Source organism: Sphaerisporangium sp. NPDC004334 (genome assembly GCF_053602655.1).
On sequence record NZ_JBSGDZ010000016.1, the window covers coordinates 159,404 to 180,982 of the forward strand.

Consider the following 21,579-nt stretch of genomic DNA (forward strand, 5'->3'; position numbering starts at 1 on the left):
GCGCCGCAGGTGATGACGCGGGGCGGCCGGAGGGAGGGCACGGCGTGCGGTTCGTCGCCGCCCGCCACGAGGGCGGCGCGGCCACCATGGCCGACGCCTACGCCCGCATGAGCGGCACCGTCGGCGTCCTCAGCGTGCACCAGGGGCCGGGGCTGACCAACGCGATGACCGGCATCACCGAGGCGGCCAAGAGCCGAACCCCGTTGCTCGTCCTGGCCGCCGAGGCGCTCGAACCCCGCTCCAACTTCCACATCGACCAGAGCGCCCTGGCCGCCGCCGTCGGAGCCGTGCCCGCGCGGGTGGAGTCGGCCGCCACCGCCGTCGCCGACACCGCGCGGGCCTTCCGCCTGGCCGCCGACCGGCGCACGACCGTCCTGCTGAACCTTCCGCTCGGCCTGCAGAACGCGCGGGTGGACGACGTGGAGACTCCCGCCGGGAACGGCGTCACGGTCCCGCGTCACGGCGCGGGCGAGCGCGGCGCGCGGCCCTCGCCCGAGGCGGCCGCCGAGCTGGCCAAGGTGCTCGCCGGGGCCCGCCGTCCCGTCTTCGTCGCCGGACGCGGGGCGAGGCGGGCTCGGCGCGAGCTGGAACGGCTGGCCGAACGCACCGGCGCGCTGCTCGCCACCTCGGCCGTGGCCCGCGGCCTGTTCGTGGGGAACCTGTGGAGCCTGGACGTCAGCGGCGGGTTCGCCTCGCCGCTCGCCGCCGAGCTGATCCGCGATTCCGACGTGGTCGTCGGCTGGGGGTGCGGGCTGAACATGTGGACCACGCGGCACGGCGCGCTCATCGGGCCCTCCGCGACCGTCGTCCAGGTCGACCTCGACCACGACGCCCTCGGCGCGCACCGCCCGGTCGCCCTCGGCGTCGCCGGCGACGTGGCCGCCACCGCCCGTGCGGCCGCCGAGGCCCTCGGGCATCACCCCCGTAGTGAGAGCCCGGCCTCGCGTGCACGCGGAGAGACGCCGGGTTCGGGGCCCGGCGGCGGGGCCGTGGATTCGCGGGGCGGCGGCGAGGGGTGGCGCACCCCCGCCCTGGCCGAGCGGATCGCCCGCGAGGTCGCCTGGCGGGACGTCCCGTACACCGACGGCTCGGGCGGCGGCCGCATCGACCCGCGCACGCTGTCGATCGCCCTGGACGACCTGCTGCCCGCCGGGCGGCTCGTCTCCGTCGACTCCGGCAACTTCATGGGCTACCCGTCGATGTACCTGTCGGTGCCCGACGAGAACGCCTTCTGCTTCACCCAGGCGTTCCAGTCGGTCGGGCTCGGCCTCGCCACGGCGGTGGGCGCCGCCCTGGCCCGTCCCGACCTGCTTGCCGTCGCCGCGCTCGGCGACGGCGGCGCGCTGATGGGCGTCGCCGAGATGGAGACCGTCGTCCGGCTGGGCCTGCCCATGATGGTCGTGGTCTACGACGACGAGGCCTACGGCGCCGAGGTCCACCACTTCGGCCCGCAGGGGCACGCCCTGGACCGGGTGCGGTTCCCGCCGTGCGACATCGCCGCCGTCGCCCGCGGGTACGGCTGGGACACGGTGACCGTGCGGGAGCCCGCCGGCCTGGCCGGGGTGTCGCGCTGGCTGGACGGCCCCCGCGACCGCCCTCTGCTCGTCCACGCCAAGATCACCGCCGACCGTGGCCGTGGTGGCTGGAGGAGGCCTTCCGCGGTCACTGACCCGGTCCCGGACGGCTCGCCCACCGCGCAGGCCGGGCGCAGGCCGGGCGCCGCCGTCCCGCCGGCGCCGCAGGTTACCCGTGCGTAGGTTACGGTGCAGGCATGGCTGAGATCGTGTACCCCCTGGTGATCACGACCGCGCGCGGGCTGTTCAAGGCGCTCGACGTGCGCATCGACGTGAGAGGGGCCGAGCACGTCCCGGCGAGCGGGGGAGCGGTCCTGGTGAGCAACCACATCAGCTACCTCGACTTCCTCTTCGTCGGCTACGGCGCCCTGCCCGCCGGGCGGCTCACCCGGTTCATGGCCAAGAAGGAGGTCTTCGCCCATCCCGTCTCCGGTCCGCTGATGCGCGCGATGCGCCACATCCCGGTCGACCGCTCGGCGGGCGCGGGGGCCTACGGCCAGGCCGTCGCGCGCCTGCGGGCGGGGGAGGTCGTCGGCGTCTTCGCCGAGGCCACCATCAGCCGCTCCTTCACCGTCAAGCAGATCAAGAACGGCGCCGTGCGCATGGCGGCCGAGGCCGAGGTGCCGCTGATCCCGGTCACTCTGTGGGGTACGCAGCGCATGTGGACCAAGGGCCGGCCGAAGCGCCTCACCCAGCGGCACATCCCGGTCACCATCGACATCGGCGAGCCGCTGTACCCCAAGCCCGGCCAGGACACCGAGGAGCTGACGGCCGCCCTGCGGGCCACGATGGAGCGGCGGCTCGACGGCGTCCAGCGGGCCTACCCCGGCGCCGCGGACGCCGCCGGCGCGTGGTGGCAGCCCGCCCACCTCGGCGGCGCGGCCCCGACCCCCGAGCAGGCCGCCGCCTTGGACGCCGCCGAGCGCGAGTCCCGTCGCCGGCGCTGACCGCGGCCGCCGCCGACGAGCGAGTCCTGTCGCAGGCGCTGACCGCGGACGCCGAGCGAGTCCTGTCGCGGACGCCGGCCATGGGAGTCCGTACGACGACGGCGTGACGCGCAGGCCGCGAAACTCCCTGCGACGGCGTCAGCCGCTGGTGGCGGGAGCGGCGGCCAGGGCCTCCTCGACGGTCGGGTAGACGGGGATGCGGGCCGCCAGGCCGGTGATCCACAGCACGCGCGCCGCGCTGCGCTGGACCGCGGCCAGCGCCAGCCACCCGCCCGCCTCCACCGACCGCTTCCAGCAGTTGACGAGCAGGCCGGTGGACCGCGAGTCGAGCAGGTCCAGGTCGAGCAGGTCGATGACCAGGTCGGGCCCGCATCGGGTGAACGCCTGGTCGAGGAAGTCCTCGAAGGTCAGCCGGACGGTGTAGTCCAGGGTGCCCTTGAGCGTCACCAGTCCGACGGCGCCGCGGCGTTCGGCCGCGAACTGGGCGGCATCGGTGGAGACGTGCAGATCGGACATCAGGGGCTCTCCTGGACGTTCGGCGTCACGTGTGCGACGAGGATGCAGGTGTCGTCGCTGGTGTTGCTGGGCACCAGAGCCTCCATGACGGCGGACAGGCGGTCCGGGGGCCCGGAGCGCATCACCTCGGCGATGGTCGCCGCCAAGATGTCCAACCCCTCATAGAGATCACGACCGGGCCTCTCGATCAGACCGTCGGTGTACATCACCAGAAGGTCGTCGGTTTCCAGTCGTATGCTGGCGTGAGTATAACTGGCGTCGTCGAAGACCCCGAGGAGCACTCCGGGATGCAGCACCCGGTGCACGGAGCTCCCGCGCACCAGCAGCATCGGCGGGTGGCCGGCGTGGGTGAAGGTCAGCGTGCGGTCGCGCCGGTCGAACCGGCCCACCACGGCGGTGGCCAGCACGTCAGGGCGCACCGCGCGCAGCAAGCGGTTCAGCGCCCCGAGGATGCGGTCGGGGTCGTGGTCGGCGAACGCCAGCCCGGTGATCGCGTGCCGCAGCTTCGCCATGGCCGAGGCGGCCGGCAGCCCGCTCCCGGCGACGTCGCCGACGGCCAGCAGCGCCTGGTCGCCGCTCAGCGGCATCGCCTGGTACCAGTCGCCGCCGAGCAGAGCCGTCTGGGCGGCGTCGTAGCGCACGCCGACCCGCAACCCCGGCAGGTGGATCAGGCTCTCCTGCACCGGCATGATGATGTGCTGTAGCTCCGCGGTGAGCCGCAGCTCCTCCTCCAGCCGCCGCCGGGTCTGGGCCAGCTGGTCGTGCGCGTACCGCCATTCGGTGACGTCCTGAGCCACGCCGTGGAGCTCGACGGCCTGACCCGAGCCGTCCCGGCCGGCCTCGCCCACGATGCGCAGGTGGCGCAGCGCGTCGCCGACGTACACGCGGATCTCGAACTCGTGGGGGCCCGCGGCGTTGGTGATGGTGGCCAGCGCGTGGTGGAGCACCGGCTGGTCCTCGGCGTGCGTGATGGCCGCGTAGCCGCGCAGGTCGAGCGGCCCGTCGTCCGGGTCGCGGCCGTGGATGGCGTACATCTGGTGCGACCACTCGATGTCGCCGGTGGCCATGTTCCAGTAGCCCCACCCGAGGTGCCCGAGGCGCTCGGTGTGGGCGAGGCGGGCGAACAGCCGCTGCTCGTCGTCGTCGCGCACCCACGAGGCCAGCAGCCCTCCGGCGACGCGCGTCGCCTTCACCGTGAAGCTGGACCGGTGCGGCACGCCCTCGACGGTGTCCACGTGCACGTACCGGGCGATCTCCTCCGGGCCGCCGGTCTCCATCGCCCGCAGGTAGCCCTCCCACAGTGGGCTGCCGGCGACGGCCGGATAGGAGGCGACCGTGCGCAGGCCGACGAGCTCCTTGCCGGCGCGCCCGTACACGTCCTTGGCCTGCGGGGCGGCCGCGCGGATCTCGAAGTCGACGATCGCCCCCGCCTGGTCGCGGATCGGGGTGTACCAGGCGGTCTGGGAGGGGACGCCGTCCAGCACGGCTTGGATCAAGGCGTCCGAGCCGGTAGGCGATCCCACGCCGTCCGGGCTGGTGTGCGGTCCCACGCCGTCCGAGCCGGTGTGCGGTCCGGCGCCGTCCAGGCCGGTGTGCGGTCCTACGCCGTCCGGCCCGGTGCGTGGTCCCGCGCCGTCCAGGCCGGTGATCGGACCGGTGTGCCGCGGTCCGGCGCCGTCGGAGCCGGTGTGCGGCGGTCCCGCGCCGTCCGACGAGGTGGTCACGGGGGTGAATCGCCGCCCGCGCTCGCCGCCGTCCGTCCCCATCAGCCACCTTCCCCAGGGCGCGCGCCGCCCGGCGGCCGTGGAGCCCGCCTCGGCAGGACGGCGCTCCAGGACGCGGAACGGCTACCCAGTGACTTTACCAACGCCCTGCCCACTCTCCGAAGCCCGCGACTCAAGACACCCGCCGGCACTTCATCCGGGTGGAACGCGGCTTCGCGGGCGTCGGCCGGAGCCTGTGGCGCTCACGATGCGTCTCGGGTGAAGGGTCGCTGGCCGCCTTCACGGGGGCAGGGTGTCGCGCCAGGGCACGGGGGTGCAGGGTCAGCCTAACGCGCGGAACGCGGTGGCGGGCGCCCCCCCGGACGCGAGCTCCGCCGGACGCGGCGGCGTCCGGCGGAGCGGTCGGGGCGGAGAGGTGGTCCGGCGGTCGGGCGTCGGGGCCTGCCGGGTCCGGTGCGGTGGGTCAGACGAAGTTCACGTCACTGCAGATGAAGTACGCCTGGTCCATGTGCGAGGCCTGCCAGATGGTGTAGACGACCGCGCGCCCGCGGTGCCCGGAGGTGCTGACGTTGATCGAGTAGTTCTGGCTCTGGCCGTACCTGCCGGTGGTGGTCACCAGGTCCAGGTTGTTCCATCCGAGCTGCTGCGTGCTCGGGTCGAAGCCCTGCTTGGTGATGTAGACCTTGAAGTAGTCGGCGCCGTGGCTCGCCTGGTCGTACAGCTTGATGGTGAAGGTGTTGGAGATGTTGGTGGTCTTCCACGCGCCCACGGTGTCCAGCGCGTTGTACCGGCCGCCTTCGGTGTGGCCGCCGCTGCAGAGCTGCCCGTTCGGCACCACGGCCTGGAAGTTGCCGGCGGCGCCGTTGCGGTAGAGCCCGTTCCAGTTCCACATGGCGTTGGGGTTGGCCTGCCAGGCCTGCCAGCACATGGGGTCCTGCTGCGCCATGGCGGGGTTCTGGAAGTCGTTGCCCCAGCGTTGCCAGCAGCCGTAGTTGCGGGAGGCGGGGTCGATGACCGACCCGTGTGCGGAGGCGGTGTCGAACCAGGGGACCAGGGCGAGGACGGCCACGGTCAGCAGGGCGAGGGCACGGATCGTCCAGCGAGGGTGCCGCGCCAGGTCAGGACGTTGCATCGTTGCGTTCTCCGTCTTCCGGTGGGGGGTTCCGGGTGGGTGGGAGCGCTCCCATATGTTAAGGGGATATTACCTGACAGGCTCGAGTAATGAAACATTACGCCACAGAGTTGAAAGTTTCAGTAGCCGCGACATATCGCATCCATGCGATGCGGCGGACTTTCCGCAGCTCATAAGGCCTGCTCCCCGCCGCCGACGCGAGCCGGGGCGCCACCGCCGCCGGGCCGGTGAAAGATCGTCGATTGTTTTCGGTGGCTGTCATGATGATCCCGGTATGCGGGATACGGGGAAATTGTCGCGCCGCGTGCCTCCACGAACCTCCACCGGAACTCCGAAGGGGACAGAAGTGTCTTCCAGCAACGCGCCACACCGCCCGGCGGCCCGCTTACGACTCCGGTCGCTGACCGGCTCACGACTCCTGCCCGGCGCCCGGCCGCGCGCCCGCTCTCTGGCGGGCGCCGCCGCCCTCGCCCTGGCCGCGACCGGTGTCGCGGCCTTCCTGCCGACCGCTCCCGCCTCCGCCGCGCGCGTGGAGGTGACCTGCGCCGCGACCGACCAGGACGCCGCGGTCATGCAGGCCGCGATCGACGGCTCCCACGATGGCGACGAGGTCGTCTTCAAGGGCCCATGCCTGATCAACGCGACCATCACCCTCCTGGACCGTCGCACCTACCGCGGCGACGGCAAGGCCGGCACGGTCATCAAGCAGGCCGACGGCGCGAACCTGCCCGCCATGCTCGCCTCGGAGTCCTGGGTCAACGACGCCGAGTACAGCTCCGACACCGTGCGCGTCGAGCGGCTCACCCTCGACGGGAACCGGGACAACAACACCGGGACCGTCGGTCTCATGCTGCGGTCGTGGAACGCCAGGATCTACGACGTGGACGTCTACGGCGCGCCCTCCGACGGCATCCGCATCAGCAACCCCTCCAAGAACGGAACCCTGCTGCAGAACACGATGGTGAACAGCATCATCAGCGACGCCGACATCGAAGGGTCGGGCGGCGCGGGCCTGCGGGTGGTGGACCCCGGCAACTCCGTCACCGACTGGACCTTCCAGCGCTCCTGGGTCGGCTTCAGCGGCGCGAGCGCCATCGAGTCCGACAACGCGGCCGGGTGGACCTTCAGCGACCTGCACCTGTACGCCACCCCCAAGCACGCGATCGACGCCCACCGCTGCTTCGGCACCTCGATCCAGAACAACTACATCGAGGACTTCGGCGCCGAGGGGACGGCCGGCCAGACCTACTACGGCATCCGCTGCGACCTGCAAGGCGAGGCCGCGACGACCGTTACCGGCAATCGCGTCCACCGCTTCCTGCCGCCGCCGGACGTACTGGCCACCTACGGCAAGGCGCGCAAGCTCGGCATCGGGCCCTTCCCACGCGCCCGTCGGCTCACCGGCGCGCCGCCCCGGGACGCCAAGTTCGTCTACCTCGCGCTCGACGAGGTCAACTACGGCACCGGGCACGCCGCGGTGACCGGCAACACCATCCTCGGCCAGGGCGTCAAGCGCGAGACCGGCATGCTGTTCAAGAAGGGCCAGGGCGAGGGCATGTCCGTCGTCACCAGCGGAAACCTGGTCGACAACATCGACGACCCGCGCGTCACCGGCCCCGGCGTGCGGCTGTCGCACGGGTACTGACCGGCCCATTGACACCGGCCCTCCCGGCCCGCGCCGGGAGGGGCAGGAGCGGGGCCGGCCCTCACGGCGGGCCGGCCGGCGTGCTCGTCAGTTCGAGGCGGCGCCGCGCTCCTCGTCCGCGGAGTCGGTCTTCAGCACCGACGCCGGCAGGCCGAAGGACCGCGCCAGCCCGTCGAAGCCCTCGTCGGTGACCTTCACCACGCGCTCGCCGTCGCGGGGCCGGACGATCCAGCCCAGCTCGAACAGCCGGTGGGTGATGGCTCCGGCGAGGGCGCCCGCCACATGGTGGCGCCGCTCGCTCCAGTCGACGCACGCCCTGATCGCCGGCCGGCGGCCCTTCAGCGACGGCCGGCAGTCGATGTCCAGCGGGCGCAGGTCCTGCCAGACGGGGACGTCGAGCTCCAGCCCGTCCCCGGTGCGCCTGACCAGCCCCCGGCTCTGCAGCACGTCGGCGATGGCGACGCCGAGCCGGCCCGCGACGTGGTCGTAGCAGGTGCGCGCGCGCCGCAGGTTGTCCAGGTGGAAGGAGGAGCGCAGCGACCTCGGCGGGTGGATCGGCGCCAGCACCGCCAGCGCCTCCAGGGCGGTCGCGACCTCAGGGCCGGCCAGCCGGTAGTAGGCGTGGCGGCCGCAGCGCTCGACGCTGACGATGCCGTGCTCGACCAGCCGGGCCAGGTGCTCGCTCGCGGTCGGGCGCGACACCCCCGACAGGGCGGCCAGCTCGCTGGCCGGCATGGCGCGGTCGGCCACCAGCGCCTTGACCATGGTGGCCCGGGTGCGGTCTCCCAGCAGCCCGGCCACCGCGGCGATGTCGGGACCGGCGTCGATCCTGTTCTCAACCGTCCTGGTCATGTCTCCTCGTTCCCCGCTGCGAAGCGCACGACCCCTGGCCGTCACTCGATTATGCGCCTCCGCCCTCGCCGCGGTCCTCCGGCAGGATCTGCACGCAGTCCTCGGGCAGCCCAGAGCCGGCCTGGCGCGGGACGAACCGCGTCGCGAGCCGCTCCTCGGCGCAGCATCGTTCGAGGTAGGTCACGACGCTCTTCCACTGCTCACTGCCCGGGGACGCGTGCACCGGCTCGTTGTCCGGGCCGATGACGGCCGGGCGGAAGCCGACCGCCACGGGACCGTCGTTCGCCGAGACCCTGACCACCGCGACGCCGGTGAGCCGCGAGTCCTCGTGGAAGGGGAGCAGCGGGTAGCCCTCCTTGGGCTGGATGCGGTACTCCCCGAACCGGCGGCTCAGCGCGAGCTCGTCCTCGGGGCCGGTGGCGCTCAGGTATCCGTCCTTGGCCAGCCGCTCCCGCAGCCGGGGCAGGTCGAACAGGTAGTGTCCCAGGCCGTAGAAGATGGGCTTGCCGCGGTAGAACTCGACGCCGCGCAGCATGTGGTGGTGGTGGCCGAGCACGATGTCGGCGCCGGCGTCCACCGCGACGCGGGCGCAGCGCCGTTCGTGGTCGGTGAGCACGTACGGGCGGGTGAAGTCGCCCCAGTGGAAGCTGGCCACCACGACGTCCGCGCGCTCCCGCGCCGTCCGGAGGTCCTCGCGCAGCGCCGTGAGGTCCTGCGCCAGGGTCTCGGTGGTGACGCGGGGGATCAGGCCGGGCTGCCACTCGTTCGGCTCCCACGGCGTATACCGGGTGTGCGCGCGCAGCGGCGCGAGCCCGGGCACCGCCGCCTTGGCCTCGTAGCCGTAGGGGAAGACCGAGGCGTAGGCGACGAAGGCGACGCGCAGGCCGCCGCGGTTGACCACGACCGGCCGGCGGGCCGCCGCGATGTCGGCTCCCGCCCCGACCGGCGAGACGCCGAGTTCCGCGAGAGTCGCGCAGGTGTTCAGCAGCGCGCCGTACCCGCCGTCCACACTGTGGTTGTTCGCCAGCGACACCACGTCGAACCCCGCCTCGGCCAGCGGGCGGGCGTTGACGGCCGGCGCCACGACCGGCGAGCCCGAGCTCGGCGCACGCTCCCAGGCGTCGCTGAACGCGCCTTCGCAGTTGCCGAATAGCACGTCGCCGCCGCGCAGGAACTCTTTGGCGGAGTGGAACGCGGTCGACGGGTCGTCGCGGTCGATGAAAACGTCCCCGACGGCGAAAATCGAGGCCTCTGTGGTCATCGTCGGCTCCTGACAATCGATTTTGGATGACGTGCCGATGTGGCGGCGTGGCCGGCGCCGCCGCGGATCCACGATGCACAATAACGAGCGGTTGATTCGGTCACGGCCGAAACGTTCTCGCACGCGGCCGGCACAGTGGGCGTCCCCCGTTGTTTTCGGCGTTCATCATTTGCTGCTTTCGGTACGGCTGAACCATATTTGACGCCCGCCTTGTCCGGACTGTGCCATCAATAGTTAGGCCGATACCTAACGGTCGGCTTGCTAAGCTTCGCGGCGTCCTTCGATATACCGCGATCCGGGCATATCGGACGCGGTTTCGAGAAGCGGATTCTCACTCGTGAGGGGACGTCATGGCCGATCGGAAAACATACCGCGGCGAGTACGACGAGGCTCTCTATTGGGAGCGGGTGGATCGTAATCTGGGATGGCTCGGTGACACCCCGGAAGAGCAGCGCAAGCGTCAGGAAAAGCTGCGCGACTCGGTGATCGGCATCGTCGGGACCGGCGGCATCGGCGGGGCGGTCGCGCTCCGGCTGGTCCGCATGGGGGCCCGCAACCTGAAGCTGGCCGATCCCGACGAGTTCGACGTGACGAACATCCAGCGGCAGATGGGAGCCGACCTGGCGACCGTCGGCCGCAACAAGGCCGAGGTGGTGGCCGAGATGGCCTTCGACCTCACGCGGGACGTCAACATCGACGTCTACCCCGAGGGGATCACCCCCGGCAGCGCGGAAGAGTTCATGGACGGCTGCGACTACGTCATGGACCAGATGGAGTTCTACCAGGTCAAGAACCGCTACGCGCTGCACAGGGCGTTCCGGGCCTCCGAGCGCTGCAAGTTCATGCTGAAGATCCCCACCGTCGGCCACACGGTGATCGTCTACAAGTACACGCACGACTCGATGACCATCGAGGAGGTCTACGACATCCCCGAGGACGCCGAGTTCACCGACGACGTGGTGCGCAAGCTCGTCGAGCGCGCCATCGCGGTGATGCCGGACTACCCCGACCGGGCCGAGATCGACCGCTGGTTCCTCGACATGCGCCGCATGCCCATCTTCGGCGCCTGCCCGCCCATGGCCGAGGGCATCCTCGTCGAGCGTCTGGCCATGGAGATCATGGAGCTGCCGGGGGTGGCCCCGCTGCCCGTGCAGCCCGGCTACGCGATCTTCGACTCCAAGAACTGGACGGCCCGCATGGTGCCGGGCAAGTGGTGGGAGAGGTGAGCCTCCCCGTCCGCGTCGTCCTGATGTCGGAGGTCAACTCGAAGCTCGGGGCGCCGTTCCTGTCCATCCTGGCCGAGCATCCCCTGGTCGAGCTCGTGGGGGTGGTGACCAGCCCGCGAGGCCGGCTCTGCCCGTACTTCCTGGGCGAGGAGGACCAGGTCGACCTCGACGCCCAGGGACGCGGATGGGGCATCCCGCCGATGCGCCCGGCGAACGTCAACGACCCCGGCAGCGTCGCCGCCATCGCGGCCCTGAAGCCCGACTACATCATCGTGGGCAACTACCAGCAGATCCTGAAGGCGGACCTGCTGGGCGTGCCCCGCATCACCTCGGTCAACTTCCACCCGAGCCCGCTGCCCAAGTACGCCGGCTGGGCGCCGTTCTTCTGGATGGCGCGCACCGGGGAGACCCGCAGCGGCGTCACGGCCATCGCCATGACCACCCAGATCGACGGGGGACCGGTCATCGCGGCCAAACCCATCATGCTCAGCGGCACCGAGACGGCCCTGGAGATCAGGGAGTCGCACACGGTGGCCAACGTCGCGCTGCTGCGCGAGCTGATCCCGCGCCTGGCCGCGGGACGGCTGCCCCTCACTCCGCAGGACCCGGGGGAACGCACCTACTTCAGCAAACCCGGCGACCAGGACTACTGGCTCGACTTCACCCAGGACACCGAGACCATCCTGCGCACCGTCCGGGCCGGCTACCGCCGCCCGGGAGCCTACGTCCTCACCGAGGACGGCGAGGTGATGGTCGTGCTGTCCATGGAGGCGGTGGGGACGCGCTACCCCGCCTCGGTCACCCCCGGGACCGTGCGCCACGAGAACGACGATGTGTTCATCGCGGCGAAGGACGGGTGGCTGCGGCTGTGGTCGATCGAGGTGGAGGGCGAGGAGCAACTCGGCCACCTGCCCCGCTCGCACACCTCCGTCAGCACGCGGTTCGCGCCGCGCCCCTCCGCCTGACCACCCGCGACCGGGCGGCCGCACGCGTGCCGGTGCCAGGCGCGCCGGCATGCCCGCCGCGGGACCCGATCATCCATCCCCGAGAAATGAGTACTCATGTCTTATGGGTTTTCCGAAGCGATGGCCGCGCGCCCTGACCGGGCGCCGACACCCGGTTCGGAGGTCGGCGTCCAGCCACTGGTGGACCACACCCGGCTGGACGGCGACACCGACGAGGACCGGCGGATCCAGGCCGCGCACCGGCTGTACGAGCACCTCATCGGCCTGTGGGCGCCCGGCGTGATCGAGGCCGCCCACGACCTCGGCATGTTCGCCGAGCTGGCGAAGGGCGCGGCGTCCGCGGTCGAGGTCGCCGAGACGCTCAAGACCGACGAACGCGCCACGCGCATCATGCTGGACGCCCTGCACGCCTACGCGATGGTCGACGCCGTCGTGCCGCCGGACGGCATCACCCGCTACGTGCTCGGCGAGCGGATGCTCCCGTCCGTCCTGCCCGGCGGGGTCTGCAGCCTGACCGGGAAGATGGACTACGACCGGGCGGTCGCCTGGCCGGCGTGGCGGAGCCTGGCCGAGGCCGTGCGGCACGGCTCGCGCGACGCCGCCGGCCACGACCGCGCCAACCAGATCTCCGAGGCCGACTACGAGTCGCTGGCCCTGGGCATCAACTTCTGGGCTCCGCCGATCGTCGCCCGGCTGCACGACTGGCTCGACGCCTCCGGATGGGACGCGAGCGTCCCCGCGCGGGTGCTCGACGTCGGCTGCGGCAGCGGCCTGTACGGCCAGCTCATGCTCCGCAGGCGGGAGAACTGGCACGTGACCGGCGTGGACGCGCCGCGCATCATCGAACTGGCCCGGGCCCAGGCGCGGCGGCTGGGCGTCGCCGACCGCTTCAGCGGCATGGTCGGCGACTTCTGGGCCGACGCCTGGGGCGCCGGCTTCGACCTGGTGTTCTTCGCCAACATCTTCCACCTGCAGACGCCGGAGAGCGCCGCGAAGCTCACCGCCACCGCCGCCGGCTCCCTGTCGGAGCGCGGACTGATCTGCATCGCCGACCACATCGTGGACGACACCGGCCGGGGCGACTCCGAGCAGGACCGGTTCGCCCGGCTCTTCGCGGCCTCGATGCTGGCGACCGGCGGCGGCGACGCCTACCGCCTGAGCCGCTACGACCGGTGGCTGGAGTCGGCGGGGCTGAGGCGGGTGGCCCTGATCGACGCGCCCATGCACCGCATCCTCATCGCCACCCGTCCGGACAACACCTTCTGACGGCGGCGGCGCCCGCGCCGACGCCCAGCTCGGCCGACGCTCAGCTCGGCCGACGCTCAGCTCGGCCGGCCCTGAGCCCGGCCGGACGCGCGCCGAACCCGATGTGAGACCGGTGAGTTCTGAGCCGGGCCGGAGCGTGAGCCGGGGCCGGACGTGAGGGGCCGCGGTGGTCCCGTCCTCGTGGGGACGCGACCACCGCGGCCTTCTTTTCCTCCCTCGCCGGTGGCGCGGCCGGTGGCCGGCCGCTCTCAGCCGCGGAGCTCCAGCTCCGCCTCGATCTCCACGGGCATGTTCCACGGCAGGCCCGCGACGCCGACGGCCACCCGAGAGTGCCCGCCCACCTCGTCGCCGAAGGCGTCGAGGAGGAGCTGCGAGGCCGGGTTGAACACGGCGGGGAAGTCGATGAAGTCCGGGGACGCGTTGACCATGCAGTTCAGGCGGCACCACGCCCCGACGCGGTCGAGGTCGCCGAGCTCCCGCTCGAGGTCGGCGAAGATGCCCAGCAGCGTGAGCCTGGCCGACTCCTGCGCGGTGGCGAGGTCCACCTCGGAGCCGACCTTGCCCGACGGCCCGGCCACCGTGCCGTCCTCGCCGATGGGGACGTGCCCGGACACCAGGACCCGGTTTCCGAGCACCCGGACGAGGCTCGGAGCGATCTTGATCTGGTTGGGAAGCTGCCAGGGCTTGGGCAGCGACCTGCCCTGGGCGGCCAGGCGCGCACGAACCTCCTGGCTGCTCACGGCCGGGCCGTAAATATTCCGGACGTTCATGTGATCGGTTCTCTCTCTTCTTGTCGGCGGGCGAAGGACGACGCCCGCGGCGGTCAGGCCTCGGGGGCGGGGCGCGCGGCGCCGAAACGCTCCCGCAGGGCCCGCTTGTCGACCTTCCCGACGCCGGTCCTGGGCAGCTCGGTGACGACGCGCACGGTCGGCAGCCACGACGGCGGGACCCGGCCGGCGAGGTGGGCGGCGAACTTCTCGGGGGCGGGCCGCGCGCCGTCGCCCTCGCGCAGGACGACGCAGGCGAGCGGGCGCTCTCCCGACTCGGCGTCGGGCACCCCCACCACGGCGGCGTCGGCGACCGCCGGGTGCGCCATGAGGTGCTCCTCCAGCTCGACCGTCGAGATCCACTCGCCGTTGGCCCGGATGAGGTCCTTCATCCGGTCGACGATGCGGATGTAGCCGAGCTCGTCGATGCGGGCCGCGTCGCCGGTCCGCAGCCAGCCCTGCTGGAACTTGTCCGGCGGCGACCCGTCGCGGAAGTACTCGCGCACCACCCATGGCCCGCGCACCTGCAGCTCGCCCATGGACGCGCCGTCCCACGGCACCTCGCCGCCGGTGTCGTCGGCGATGCGCATGTCGACCATGGCCAGCGGCCTGCCCTGCGAGACCGCGTAGTAGGCGCGGGTCTCCTCCGAGGGCCGCTCCCCGGCCTCGGCGGGCGGCCGGCTGAAGCTGCCGTGCCCGCTGGTCTCGGTCATGCCGAACACCTGCACGATCGGGACGCCGACCTCCTCCTCGAAGGCGCGCGAGACCGCGCGCGGCACGGGGGAGCCCCCGCACACCATGCGCCGCAGCGAGGACAGGTCGGGCCGGTGGCGGCGCCAGTGGTCCAGCAGGCCGGTGAGGGCGGCGCCGAACCCGACCGACACCGTCGGCCTCTCGCGCTCGATCAGCTCGCACACCCCGGCCGGGGTCAGGTCGCCTCCGGGCAGCAGCAGGCCGCAGCCGTGCATGGCCGCGCTGAACGGCAGCCCCACCTGGCTCAGCGAGAGGGGCACCAGGGCGAGCAGCGTGTCGCCGGACGACAGGCTCTCGGCGTCGGCGAGCCCGGCGCAGAAACTCTGCAGCACCGTGCTGCGATGGCTGAAGACCACGCCCTTCGGGCGTCCGGTGGTGCCGGTGGTGTAGCTGACGTGCGCCGCCGCGGCCTCCTCCACCTCCGGCCAGGCCTTCAACGGGTCGGCCTCGGCCAGCAGCCGCTCGTAGCCCAGCCGCCCGCCGGCGGGCGGCTCGTCGCCGTCCCCGTCGGGCAGCACGACGACCGGGCGGCGGCGCGTGAGCCGGGACTCCGCCTCCTCCCAGGCGGGCAGCAGGCCCGCCTCGCACAGCACGAGCGTGTCGTCGGCGTGGTCGACGATGTAGGCGACGTGCTCGGCCGGCAGGTGGACGTTGACCGTGTGCAGCACCGCCCCCATCGAGGTGGCGGCGAGGTAGGCCTCCACGTGCCGGTGCGTCCCACCGGCGAAGGTCGCCACCCGGTCGCCCGGGCCGACCCCGAGCGCGGCGAGCGCCCCCGCCAGCCGGCGGGCACGGGCCACCACGTCACCCCAGGTGAGGCGGGTGACGCCGGCCCGTGACCGGGTGACCACCGGCCGCCTCGCGAACAGCCGCTCGGCGCGCGAGGTGACCATCCCGGGAATGGTGAGCGGAGATTCCATCATCCCGCTTCGCATGCGATCTTTCTCCCTGTGGGTCGAGATGTGCCCGTCACGCGACGACCGCGCGCGACGGTTCGGCCGTCTCCGGGGCGCCGCGGCGCGCCGGGACCACCAGCAGCACCGTCACCGCGGAGAGGATCATGAAGCCGGCCACGACGTACAGGCCGGCGCCGAACGAGCCCGTCCAGTCCTTCAGCAGGCCGAACAGGTGGGGGCCCAGGTAGCCGCTCGCCGCGCCGATGCAGTTGATCAGGGCGATCGCGCCCGCGGCCGCCACGCCCGTCCCCGCGACGACCCGGGCGGGCAGCTGCCAGAACGCGACGGTGGAGCTGAGCATGCCGGTCAGCCCGAGCGCGATGCCGGCGACCAGCACGTACGGGTTGCTCGCCAGCACGCACGCGACCACGGCGACGGCGCCGAGCAGGAGAGGCACGGCGCAGTGCAGGCGCCGCTCGCCCGTCCGGTCGGAGTGGCGCGCCCACCACACGAAGCCCACCGTGGCCACGGCGAACGGGATGGCCGTGACCAGGCCCACCTGCAGGTAGGAGAACTTCGTGCCGAAGGCCGTCTCGAGCCCCTTGATCATCTGTGGCAGGAAGTAGGTCAGCGCCCACAGCCCGAACGCCTGGCCGAACAGCACCACGCCGAGCAGCAGCACGCGCGGGTCGCGCACCGTCCGGCCCAGCGCCCCCTTCTGGTGGGGCGGCGCCTGGTTCTCGGCCTCCAGGGTCCCGACCAGCCACTCGCGCTCGTCGTCGGCCAGCCAGCGGGCCTCCTGCGGGCGGCTGGTGAGCCAGAAGAACGCCCACACGCCGACGATCACCGACGGGATGCCTTCGGCCAGGAACAGCAGGCGCCATCCGGACATGCCGAACAGTCCGTCGCCGTACTGCATGATCGCCGTGGACAGCGGCGCCCCGAGCACCGACGACAGCGGGATGCCGAGCAGGAACATCGACAGCATCTGCGCCCGCCGGCGGGCCGGGAACCACAGGGCGACGTAGAGCAGCAGCCCGGGGTACAGGCCCGCCTCGGCGACGCCGAGCAGCGCGCGCAGCGCGTACAGGCTGCCGGGGCCCTGGGCGAAGGCCAGGGCGGCGCTGCACAGGCCCCAGGTGACGGCGATGCGGGCGATCCAGACCCGGGCCCCGAACTTGAGCATCGCGATGTTGCTGGGCACCTCGAACAGCACGTACCCGATGAAGAAGACGCCGGCGGCCAGGCCGAACATCGACGCGGTCAGCCCGAGCTCGGCGTTCATGTCGAGCGCGGCGTAGCTCATGTTCACCCGGTCGAGGAAGTTCAGGAAATAGAGCACGATCATCAGGGGGATGAGCCTGCGGACGAGTTTGCGTACGGTCCGGGTCTCGATCTCCTCGGACCCGGCGGGTGGAACGGACATGTCGCCCTCCGGTGGCGGGTGGACTCGGTGCGGCGGGAAGCTCACGCGTCGACCGTGCGCATGATCCCCTCGGGGTAGCGCTCGCCGGACACCGAACCGGCGGGGACGGCGCTCTCGAGCAGGCCCACCTGCTCCGGCGTGAGCCGCACCTGCGCCGCGGCGACGTTCTCCCGCAGGTAGGTGACCCGCTTGGTGCCGGGGATGGGCGCGATGTGCTCGTCCTGGGCGAGCACCCAGGCCAGGGCGATCTGGGAGGGGGTCATCTCCAGCTCCGCCGCGATGCTCTGCACGCGGTCCACCAGCGCGAGGTTGCGGGCGAGGTTGGCGCCCTTGAACCGGGGGTCGGTGTGCCGGTAGTCGTCCTGCGACAGCGTGCCCATGTCGCGCACGGTGCCGGTGAGGAAGCCGCGCCCGAGCGGGGAGAACGCCATCAGGCCGATGCCGTGCTCGCGGCAGGCCGGCAGCACGTCCTTCTCCACGTACCGCTCGAACAGCGAGTACTCGCTCTCCAGCGCCGTGATCGGATGGGTCGCGTGCGCGCGCAGAAGGGTGTCGGTGCTGACCTCCGACAGCCCGATGTAGCGCACCTTGCCCGCGGTGACCAGCTCGGCCATCCCGCCCACGATCTCCTCGATGGGCATCTCGCGGTCGCGGCGGTGCAGGAAGTACAGGTCGATGACTTCCACGCCGAGCCTGCGCAGCGAGGCCTCGCACGCCTCGCGGGCGTACTCGGGGCTGGAGTCCAGGACGAAACTCCCGTCGCCGGTCCAGCCCTTGATGCCGAACTTGGTGGCCACGACCGCCTGGTCGCGCCGGCCGGCGATGGCCCGGCCGACCAGCGACTCGTTGTGGCCGTTGCCGTATCCGTACATGTCCGAGGTGTCGAGCAGGGTGATGCCGAGGTCGAGCGCCGCCCGGATGGTGGCGATGGACTCCTCGTCGTCATAGGGGCCGTACGACTGCGACATTCCCATGCAGCCGAGGCCGATCGCGGACACGTCCAATTCCCCGAGCTTCCGGTGTTCCATCGGTTTCTCCTTGTGGTCCGCCGGGTGTTTCTCCGGCCGCGGCGGGACTGTGATCCACGGAATCGGAAAACGCGGGCAGCCCTTTTACGGCGGCGCGGTCATGCCGCCGGCGCTGGGCCGTCGCGCCGATGGACGAGCAGTCCCCGCCGACGCCCGGGACGACGCCGACCACGTTATCCGAGGGATGGTTAGGTGACGGGCGAACCGTCATCGACGCCGGTCGCGCCCGCTCGCGCGCCGTCGGCGTGACTCCTCGCCCGGTTGTTCCGGCGGCGTCTGTGATATACGGGTGAGAAATGATTAAAGGCCGGACGTGATACCGCTCCCGAATTAATGGCGAGGCCCCGTGACTTCTTTATCCCGTGATATGACGGAAAGCGTGGGCGAGCTGCGCGCCCGGCTCGGCCCCCGCCTGCTGACCGGCGATGCCGTGCAGGCCTACCGCCACGACGCCGCCCCGCTCGCCGCGCCCGGCGTGCCCCTCGCCGTCGTGCGCGCCCGGGAGGAGGGCGACGTCCAGCAGGCCCTGCGCTGGGCGCACCGGCACCACGTCGCCGTCGTGCCCCGCGGCGGCGGGACGGGTCTGGCCGGCGGCGCGACGGCCGTGGACGGGTGCCTGGTGGTGAGCCTGGCCGGCATGGACCGCATCGTCGAGATGCGCGCCGACGACCAGTACTGCGTGGTCCAGGCCGGCGTGATCACGGCCGACCTCGACCGCGCGGCGGCCAGGCACGGGCTGATGTACGCCCCCGACCCCTCGAGCCACGAGACCTCCACGATCGGCGGCAACCTCGCCACCAACGCCGGGGGCCTGCGGTGCGTCAAGTACGGGGTGACGCGCGACTGGACGCTCGGCCTGCGGGCGGTGCTCGCCGACGGCCGTGTGCTCGCCACCGGGCGGCGCACCGTCAAGGGCGTCGCGGGATACGACCTCACCGGCCTGCTGGTCGGCTCGGAGGGGACGCTCGGCGTCATCGTCGAGGCCACCCTGCGGCTGCGCCCCCGCCCGTCCGGCGCGCCGGTCACGGTGGTGGCGCAGTTCCCGCTGCTGGAGGCCGCCGCCATCGCCGCGCTGGAGATCACCAGGGCCGGACTCGACCCCGGCCTGATGGAACTGCTCGACGCGGCCACTCTCGCCGCGCTGAGCGACCACACGCGCATGGACTTCGAGGACGCGGCGGCGCTGCTGCTCGTGCAGTTCGACGGCGCCGGCCGCGAGGACGCCGCCGACGCCGCCCTGGCGGTCCTCACCCGCGGCGGCGCGGGGACGGCCCTGCGGTCCGAGAGCGCCGCCGAGGCCTCCGAACTCGTGGGACTGCGGCGCCTGGCCTACCCGGCGCTCGCCCGGCGCGGCGTCCCCTTCACCGAGGACGTGTGCGTGCCCCGGTCACGGCTCGCCGAGATGGTGCGCCACATCCAGGCCGTCGCCGCCGCCCACGCCTGCGAGATCGCCACCGTCGCCCACGCCGGGGACGGCAACCTGCATCCGTTGTTCGTCCTGCCGCACGGGACGACGGGGATCCCCGCCAACGTGTCGCGGGCCGCCGACGAGATCTTCGCCCGCGCGCTGGAGCTCGGCGGCACCCTGACCGGCGAGCACGGGGTCGGCACGCTCAAACGGCGCTGGCTCGAACGGGAGATGTCGGCCGAGTGCGCGGAGGTCACCCGCGCGGTCAAGCGGGCGCTCGACCCGCACGGCATCCTCAACCCCGGCAAGGCCGTCCCCTTCCCCGGCGAAGGGAACGGGGACGACCTTCCCGGCTGAGACGACACTCCTCACGAGTGCGGGTCGTGTCACCGAGCTACCAGAGTCACCAGCGTTACCGGGTTCACCAGGGGAGCGGGCCGTCGGCTCCGAAGCAGCCGCCCGTCGGCCCGTCCGGCGCGAGGACCGCCAGCCGCACGGCGATCGCAGCGCCGTCGGCCGCGGTGCGCGCCATGCCCGCCAGGGCCGGGGCGAACGCCGTCGCGCACGGGCCCGGGTCGGCCGCGTTGACCAGCACCCCGTGCTCGCGCAGCGCGTTGGCGTACTGCACGGTCAGCGCGTTCACCGCCGTCTTGGACGGCACGTACGCCGCCGACGGAGGCCTGCGGGCGAACGGCCCCGCCGGGTCGCTCATCAGCGTCAGCGAGCCGAGGCCGCTGGTGAGGTTGACGACCCGCCCGCAGGGCGAGCGCGTCAGCAGCGGGATCATCGCCGTGGTCACCGCGATCAGGCCGAAGACGTTGGTCTCGAAGACCTCCCTGACCACCTCCAGGTCGGCGTCGCACGGGTCCTGCCCGGCCACGTCGCCGAGGATGCCCGCGTTGTTCACCAGGACGTCCAGCACGCCGAACCGCTCGGCGACGTACCGGGTGACCGCGTCGATCGACGCGCGGTCGGTCACATCGAGCGTGACCGTGCGCACGTCGGCGCCGGTCGCCGACCGCAGCGCGGCGGCGGCCTCCTCGCCCCTGCCCGGGTCGCGGGCGCCGAGCAGCACGGTCATGCCCCGTTCCGCCAGCTGGGCGGCGATCTCGCGGCCGATGCCCTGGTTGGCGCCGGTCACCAGCGCGACCTGCGGCCGGGTGCCGTTGGCCGTCATCTCCGGGTACCGCCCCGCACGGGCGCGGGCGCCGCGTGGCCGCCCACGTCAGTCCTGTTCCGCGGTGGGACGGGCGGCGCCGCGCTCGGCGCGGAGCACCTCCACGACCGCGGCGATGTCGGCGCCGGAGCCGCACCGCTCCGCGGCCTCCTCGTACCGGCGCCCGACCAGCCGCGCGATCGGCAGCGACAGCCCGTGCGCGTCGGCCGCCTCGACCAGGTGCCGCACGTCCTTGGCGCCGAGCCGGGTGGAGAACCAGCCGTGGTGCTCGCCGCCGATGATGTCGTCGATGCGGTTGCGGACGGCGATCGGCACGGTCGGCCACTGGTCGAGGACCTCGCGCAGGAGCTTGGTGTCCAGCCCCGTCGCCTCCGCCGTGGCGACCACCTCGGCGACCAGGGCGACCTCCGCCATCAGGAGATAGTTGTTGAGCAGCTTGAAGGTGGTCGCGCTGCCCGGGTCCTCGCCGCAGTACCAGTGGACGTCGAAGAGGCGGACCCACAGGGGCTCCAGCCGTTCCACCAGATGGCGCTCGCCGCCGAGCAGGCCCGAGGCCCTGCCTTCCAGGACGGTCCTCGGCGCGCCGATGATCGGCGCGGCCACGAACCGGCTCCCGGGCGCCAGGTCCGCCAGCCGGCGGGAGGTGCGCGGAGAGACGGTGCTCATGTCCACCACGATCGGCCCGTCGGCGCCGGACGCCTGCTCGGTGAGCCTCTCCATGACCTGCAGAGCGGCCTGGTCGTCGGCGAGCGACATGAGCACCGCGTCGGCGCCCCGGGCCGCCTCCGCGGGGGAGGACGCCTCCACCGCCCCGGCCGCCACCACCTCTTCCACCTTGCCCGGCGTGCGGTTCCACACCCGCGGCCGATGCCCTTGAGCGGCCAGCCGCACGGCCACCGCACGCCCCATGTTGCCCATTCCCAGGACAGTTATTTGCATATGTCATCCCCCTGCCGCCAATTGTCGCCGCAGGCGCCGCTCTCGCCGCGGAGACTCGCTGGAGAAAGCCGGAGATG

General features: G+C 72.5%; 18 protein-coding genes. 7 read left to right on the top strand and 11 right to left on the bottom strand.

What is annotated here, in order from left to right; genetic code table 11:
• Positions 1-44: 44 nt before the first annotated feature.
• A complete protein-coding gene (locus tag ACWEN6_RS22295; RefSeq protein WP_452572409.1) occupies positions 45-1,757 on the top strand; it encodes a thiamine pyrophosphate-binding protein in 1,713 nt (570 codons plus the stop codon).
• Positions 1,758-1,771: 14 nt separating this feature from the next.
• Positions 1,772-2,521 (top strand): lysophospholipid acyltransferase family protein, encoded by a 750-nt coding sequence (locus ACWEN6_RS22300; RefSeq protein ID WP_452572411.1) that lies wholly within the window; start codon positions 1,772-1,774, stop codon positions 2,519-2,521.
• 138 nt (positions 2,522-2,659) lie between these two features.
• On the opposite strand, the gene ACWEN6_RS22305 is transcribed toward ACWEN6_RS22300, so the two are convergent.
• From ACWEN6_RS22305 to ACWEN6_RS22315, 3 genes are all read right to left on the bottom strand, one after another.
• Positions 2,660-3,037: an anti-sigma factor antagonist gene (locus ACWEN6_RS22305; protein WP_452572413.1), complete on the bottom strand. Its 378-nt coding sequence runs from the start codon at positions 3,035-3,037 to the stop codon at positions 2,660-2,662.
• Positions 3,037-4,803, bottom strand: coding sequence for a SpoIIE family protein phosphatase (locus ACWEN6_RS22310; RefSeq protein ID WP_452572415.1), 1,767 nt, complete (start codon positions 4,801-4,803; stop codon positions 3,037-3,039). The genes ACWEN6_RS22305 and ACWEN6_RS22310 overlap by 1 nt, the downstream gene beginning before the upstream one ends.
• Positions 4,804-5,224: 421 nt before the next feature.
• The gene (locus tag ACWEN6_RS22315; RefSeq protein WP_354846277.1) at positions 5,225-5,893 is read right to left on the bottom strand and encodes a lytic polysaccharide monooxygenase auxiliary activity family 9 protein; all 669 of its coding nucleotides are present in this window, start codon (positions 5,891-5,893) and stop codon (positions 5,225-5,227) included.
• Between the two features lie 346 nt (positions 5,894-6,239).
• On the opposite strand from ACWEN6_RS22315, the gene ACWEN6_RS22320 reads away from it, so the two are divergent.
• Positions 6,240-7,538, top strand: a complete 1,299-nt coding sequence (locus ACWEN6_RS22320; RefSeq protein WP_452572417.1) for a right-handed parallel beta-helix repeat-containing protein — start codon at positions 6,240-6,242, stop codon at positions 7,536-7,538.
• An 87-nt stretch (positions 7,539-7,625) separates the two neighbouring features.
• Here ACWEN6_RS22320 and ACWEN6_RS22325 read toward each other — a convergent pair whose 3' ends face one another.
• Both ACWEN6_RS22325 and ACWEN6_RS22330 read right to left on the bottom strand, forming a co-directional pair.
• Positions 7,626-8,390, bottom strand: coding sequence for an ArsR/SmtB family transcription factor (locus ACWEN6_RS22325; protein WP_452572419.1), 765 nt, complete (start codon positions 8,388-8,390; stop codon positions 7,626-7,628).
• A 49-nt stretch (positions 8,391-8,439) separates the two neighbouring features.
• A complete protein-coding gene (locus tag ACWEN6_RS22330) occupies positions 8,440-9,651 on the bottom strand; it encodes a CapA family protein (protein ID WP_452572421.1) in 1,212 nt (403 codons plus the stop codon).
• Between the two features lie 350 nt (positions 9,652-10,001).
• Here ACWEN6_RS22330 and ACWEN6_RS22335 point away from each other — a divergent pair, with 350 nt between their 5' ends.
• From ACWEN6_RS22335 to ACWEN6_RS22345, 3 genes are all read left to right on the top strand, one after another.
• Entirely contained in the window at positions 10,002-10,877 is an 876-nt protein-coding gene (locus ACWEN6_RS22335) for a ThiF family adenylyltransferase (protein ID WP_452572423.1), read from the top strand.
• A complete protein-coding gene (locus ACWEN6_RS22340) occupies positions 10,874-11,842 on the top strand; it encodes a methionyl-tRNA formyltransferase (protein WP_452572425.1) in 969 nt (322 codons plus the stop codon). The genes ACWEN6_RS22335 and ACWEN6_RS22340 overlap by 4 nt, the downstream gene beginning before the upstream one ends.
• A gap of 96 nt (positions 11,843-11,938) precedes the next feature.
• On the top strand, positions 11,939-13,108 hold the full coding sequence (locus tag ACWEN6_RS22345; protein ID WP_452572427.1) for a methyltransferase domain-containing protein: 1,170 nt from the start codon (positions 11,939-11,941) through the stop codon (positions 13,106-13,108).
• Between the two features lie 248 nt (positions 13,109-13,356).
• Here ACWEN6_RS22345 and ACWEN6_RS22350 read toward each other — a convergent pair whose 3' ends face one another.
• From ACWEN6_RS22350 to ACWEN6_RS22365, 4 genes are all read right to left on the bottom strand, one after another.
• The gene (locus tag ACWEN6_RS22350) at positions 13,357-13,848 is read right to left on the bottom strand and encodes a RidA family protein (RefSeq protein ID WP_452572429.1); all 492 of its coding nucleotides are present in this window, start codon (positions 13,846-13,848) and stop codon (positions 13,357-13,359) included.
• A gap of 83 nt (positions 13,849-13,931) precedes the next feature.
• Complete coding sequence (locus ACWEN6_RS22355; RefSeq protein ID WP_452572430.1) at positions 13,932-15,563, bottom strand: long-chain-fatty-acid--CoA ligase; 1,632 nt, start codon at positions 15,561-15,563, stop codon at positions 13,932-13,934.
• Between the two features lie 34 nt (positions 15,564-15,597).
• Complete coding sequence (locus ACWEN6_RS22360) at positions 15,598-16,950, bottom strand: MFS transporter (protein WP_452572432.1); 1,353 nt, start codon at positions 16,948-16,950, stop codon at positions 15,598-15,600.
• Positions 16,951-16,991: 41 nt separating this feature from the next.
• Complete coding sequence (locus ACWEN6_RS22365) at positions 16,992-17,978, bottom strand: aldo/keto reductase (RefSeq protein ID WP_452572434.1); 987 nt, start codon at positions 17,976-17,978, stop codon at positions 16,992-16,994.
• A 367-nt stretch (positions 17,979-18,345) separates the two neighbouring features.
• Here ACWEN6_RS22365 and ACWEN6_RS22370 point away from each other — a divergent pair, with 367 nt between their 5' ends.
• Positions 18,346-19,743 (top strand): FAD-binding oxidoreductase, encoded by a 1,398-nt coding sequence (locus ACWEN6_RS22370; protein ID WP_452572436.1) that lies wholly within the window; start codon positions 18,346-18,348, stop codon positions 19,741-19,743.
• Positions 19,744-19,807: 64 nt separating this feature from the next.
• On the opposite strand, the gene ACWEN6_RS22375 is transcribed toward ACWEN6_RS22370, so the two are convergent.
• Positions 19,808-20,563, bottom strand: a complete 756-nt coding sequence (locus tag ACWEN6_RS22375; protein WP_452572438.1) for an SDR family NAD(P)-dependent oxidoreductase — start codon at positions 20,561-20,563, stop codon at positions 19,808-19,810.
• Between the two features lie 48 nt (positions 20,564-20,611).
• On the bottom strand, positions 20,612-21,502 hold the full coding sequence (locus ACWEN6_RS22380; protein ID WP_452572440.1) for an NAD(P)-dependent oxidoreductase: 891 nt from the start codon (positions 21,500-21,502) through the stop codon (positions 20,612-20,614).
• Positions 21,503-21,579: the final 77 nt, after the last annotated feature.

Bases quoted from the DNA above. Each gene is read 5' to 3' on its own strand.
- ACWEN6_RS22345 (WP_452572427.1), top strand. From the start codon at position 11,939: ATGTCTTATGGGTTTTCCGAAGCGATGGCCGCGCGCCCTGACCGGGCG.
- ACWEN6_RS22330 (WP_452572421.1), bottom strand. From the start codon at position 9,651: ATGACCACAGAGGCCTCGATTTTCGCCGTCGGGGACGTTTTCATCGAC.
- ACWEN6_RS22380 (WP_452572440.1), bottom strand. From the start codon at position 21,502: ATGCAAATAACTGTCCTGGGAATGGGCAACATGGGGCGTGCGGTGGCC.
- ACWEN6_RS22315 (WP_354846277.1), bottom strand. From the start codon at position 5,893: ATGCAACGTCCTGACCTGGCGCGGCACCCTCGCTGGACGATCCGTGCC.
- ACWEN6_RS22335 (WP_452572423.1), top strand. From the start codon at position 10,002: ATGGCCGATCGGAAAACATACCGCGGCGAGTACGACGAGGCTCTCTAT.
- ACWEN6_RS22355 (WP_452572430.1), bottom strand. From the start codon at position 15,563: ATGCGAAGCGGGATGATGGAATCTCCGCTCACCATTCCCGGGATGGTC.
- ACWEN6_RS22375 (WP_452572438.1), bottom strand. From the start codon at position 20,563: ATGACGGCCAACGGCACCCGGCCGCAGGTCGCGCTGGTGACCGGCGCC.
- ACWEN6_RS22370 (WP_452572436.1), top strand. From the start codon at position 18,346: ATGACGGAAAGCGTGGGCGAGCTGCGCGCCCGGCTCGGCCCCCGCCTG.
- ACWEN6_RS22305 (WP_452572413.1), bottom strand. From the start codon at position 3,037: ATGTCCGATCTGCACGTCTCCACCGATGCCGCCCAGTTCGCGGCCGAA.
- ACWEN6_RS22365 (WP_452572434.1), bottom strand. From the start codon at position 17,978: ATGGAACACCGGAAGCTCGGGGAATTGGACGTGTCCGCGATCGGCCTC.
- ACWEN6_RS22360 (WP_452572432.1), bottom strand. From the start codon at position 16,950: ATGTCCGTTCCACCCGCCGGGTCCGAGGAGATCGAGACCCGGACCGTA.
- ACWEN6_RS22300 (WP_452572411.1), top strand. From the start codon at position 1,772: ATGGCTGAGATCGTGTACCCCCTGGTGATCACGACCGCGCGCGGGCTG.
- ACWEN6_RS22310 (WP_452572415.1), bottom strand. From the start codon at position 4,803: ATGGGGACGGACGGCGGCGAGCGCGGGCGGCGATTCACCCCCGTGACC.
- ACWEN6_RS22325 (WP_452572419.1), bottom strand. From the start codon at position 8,390: ATGACCAGGACGGTTGAGAACAGGATCGACGCCGGTCCCGACATCGCC.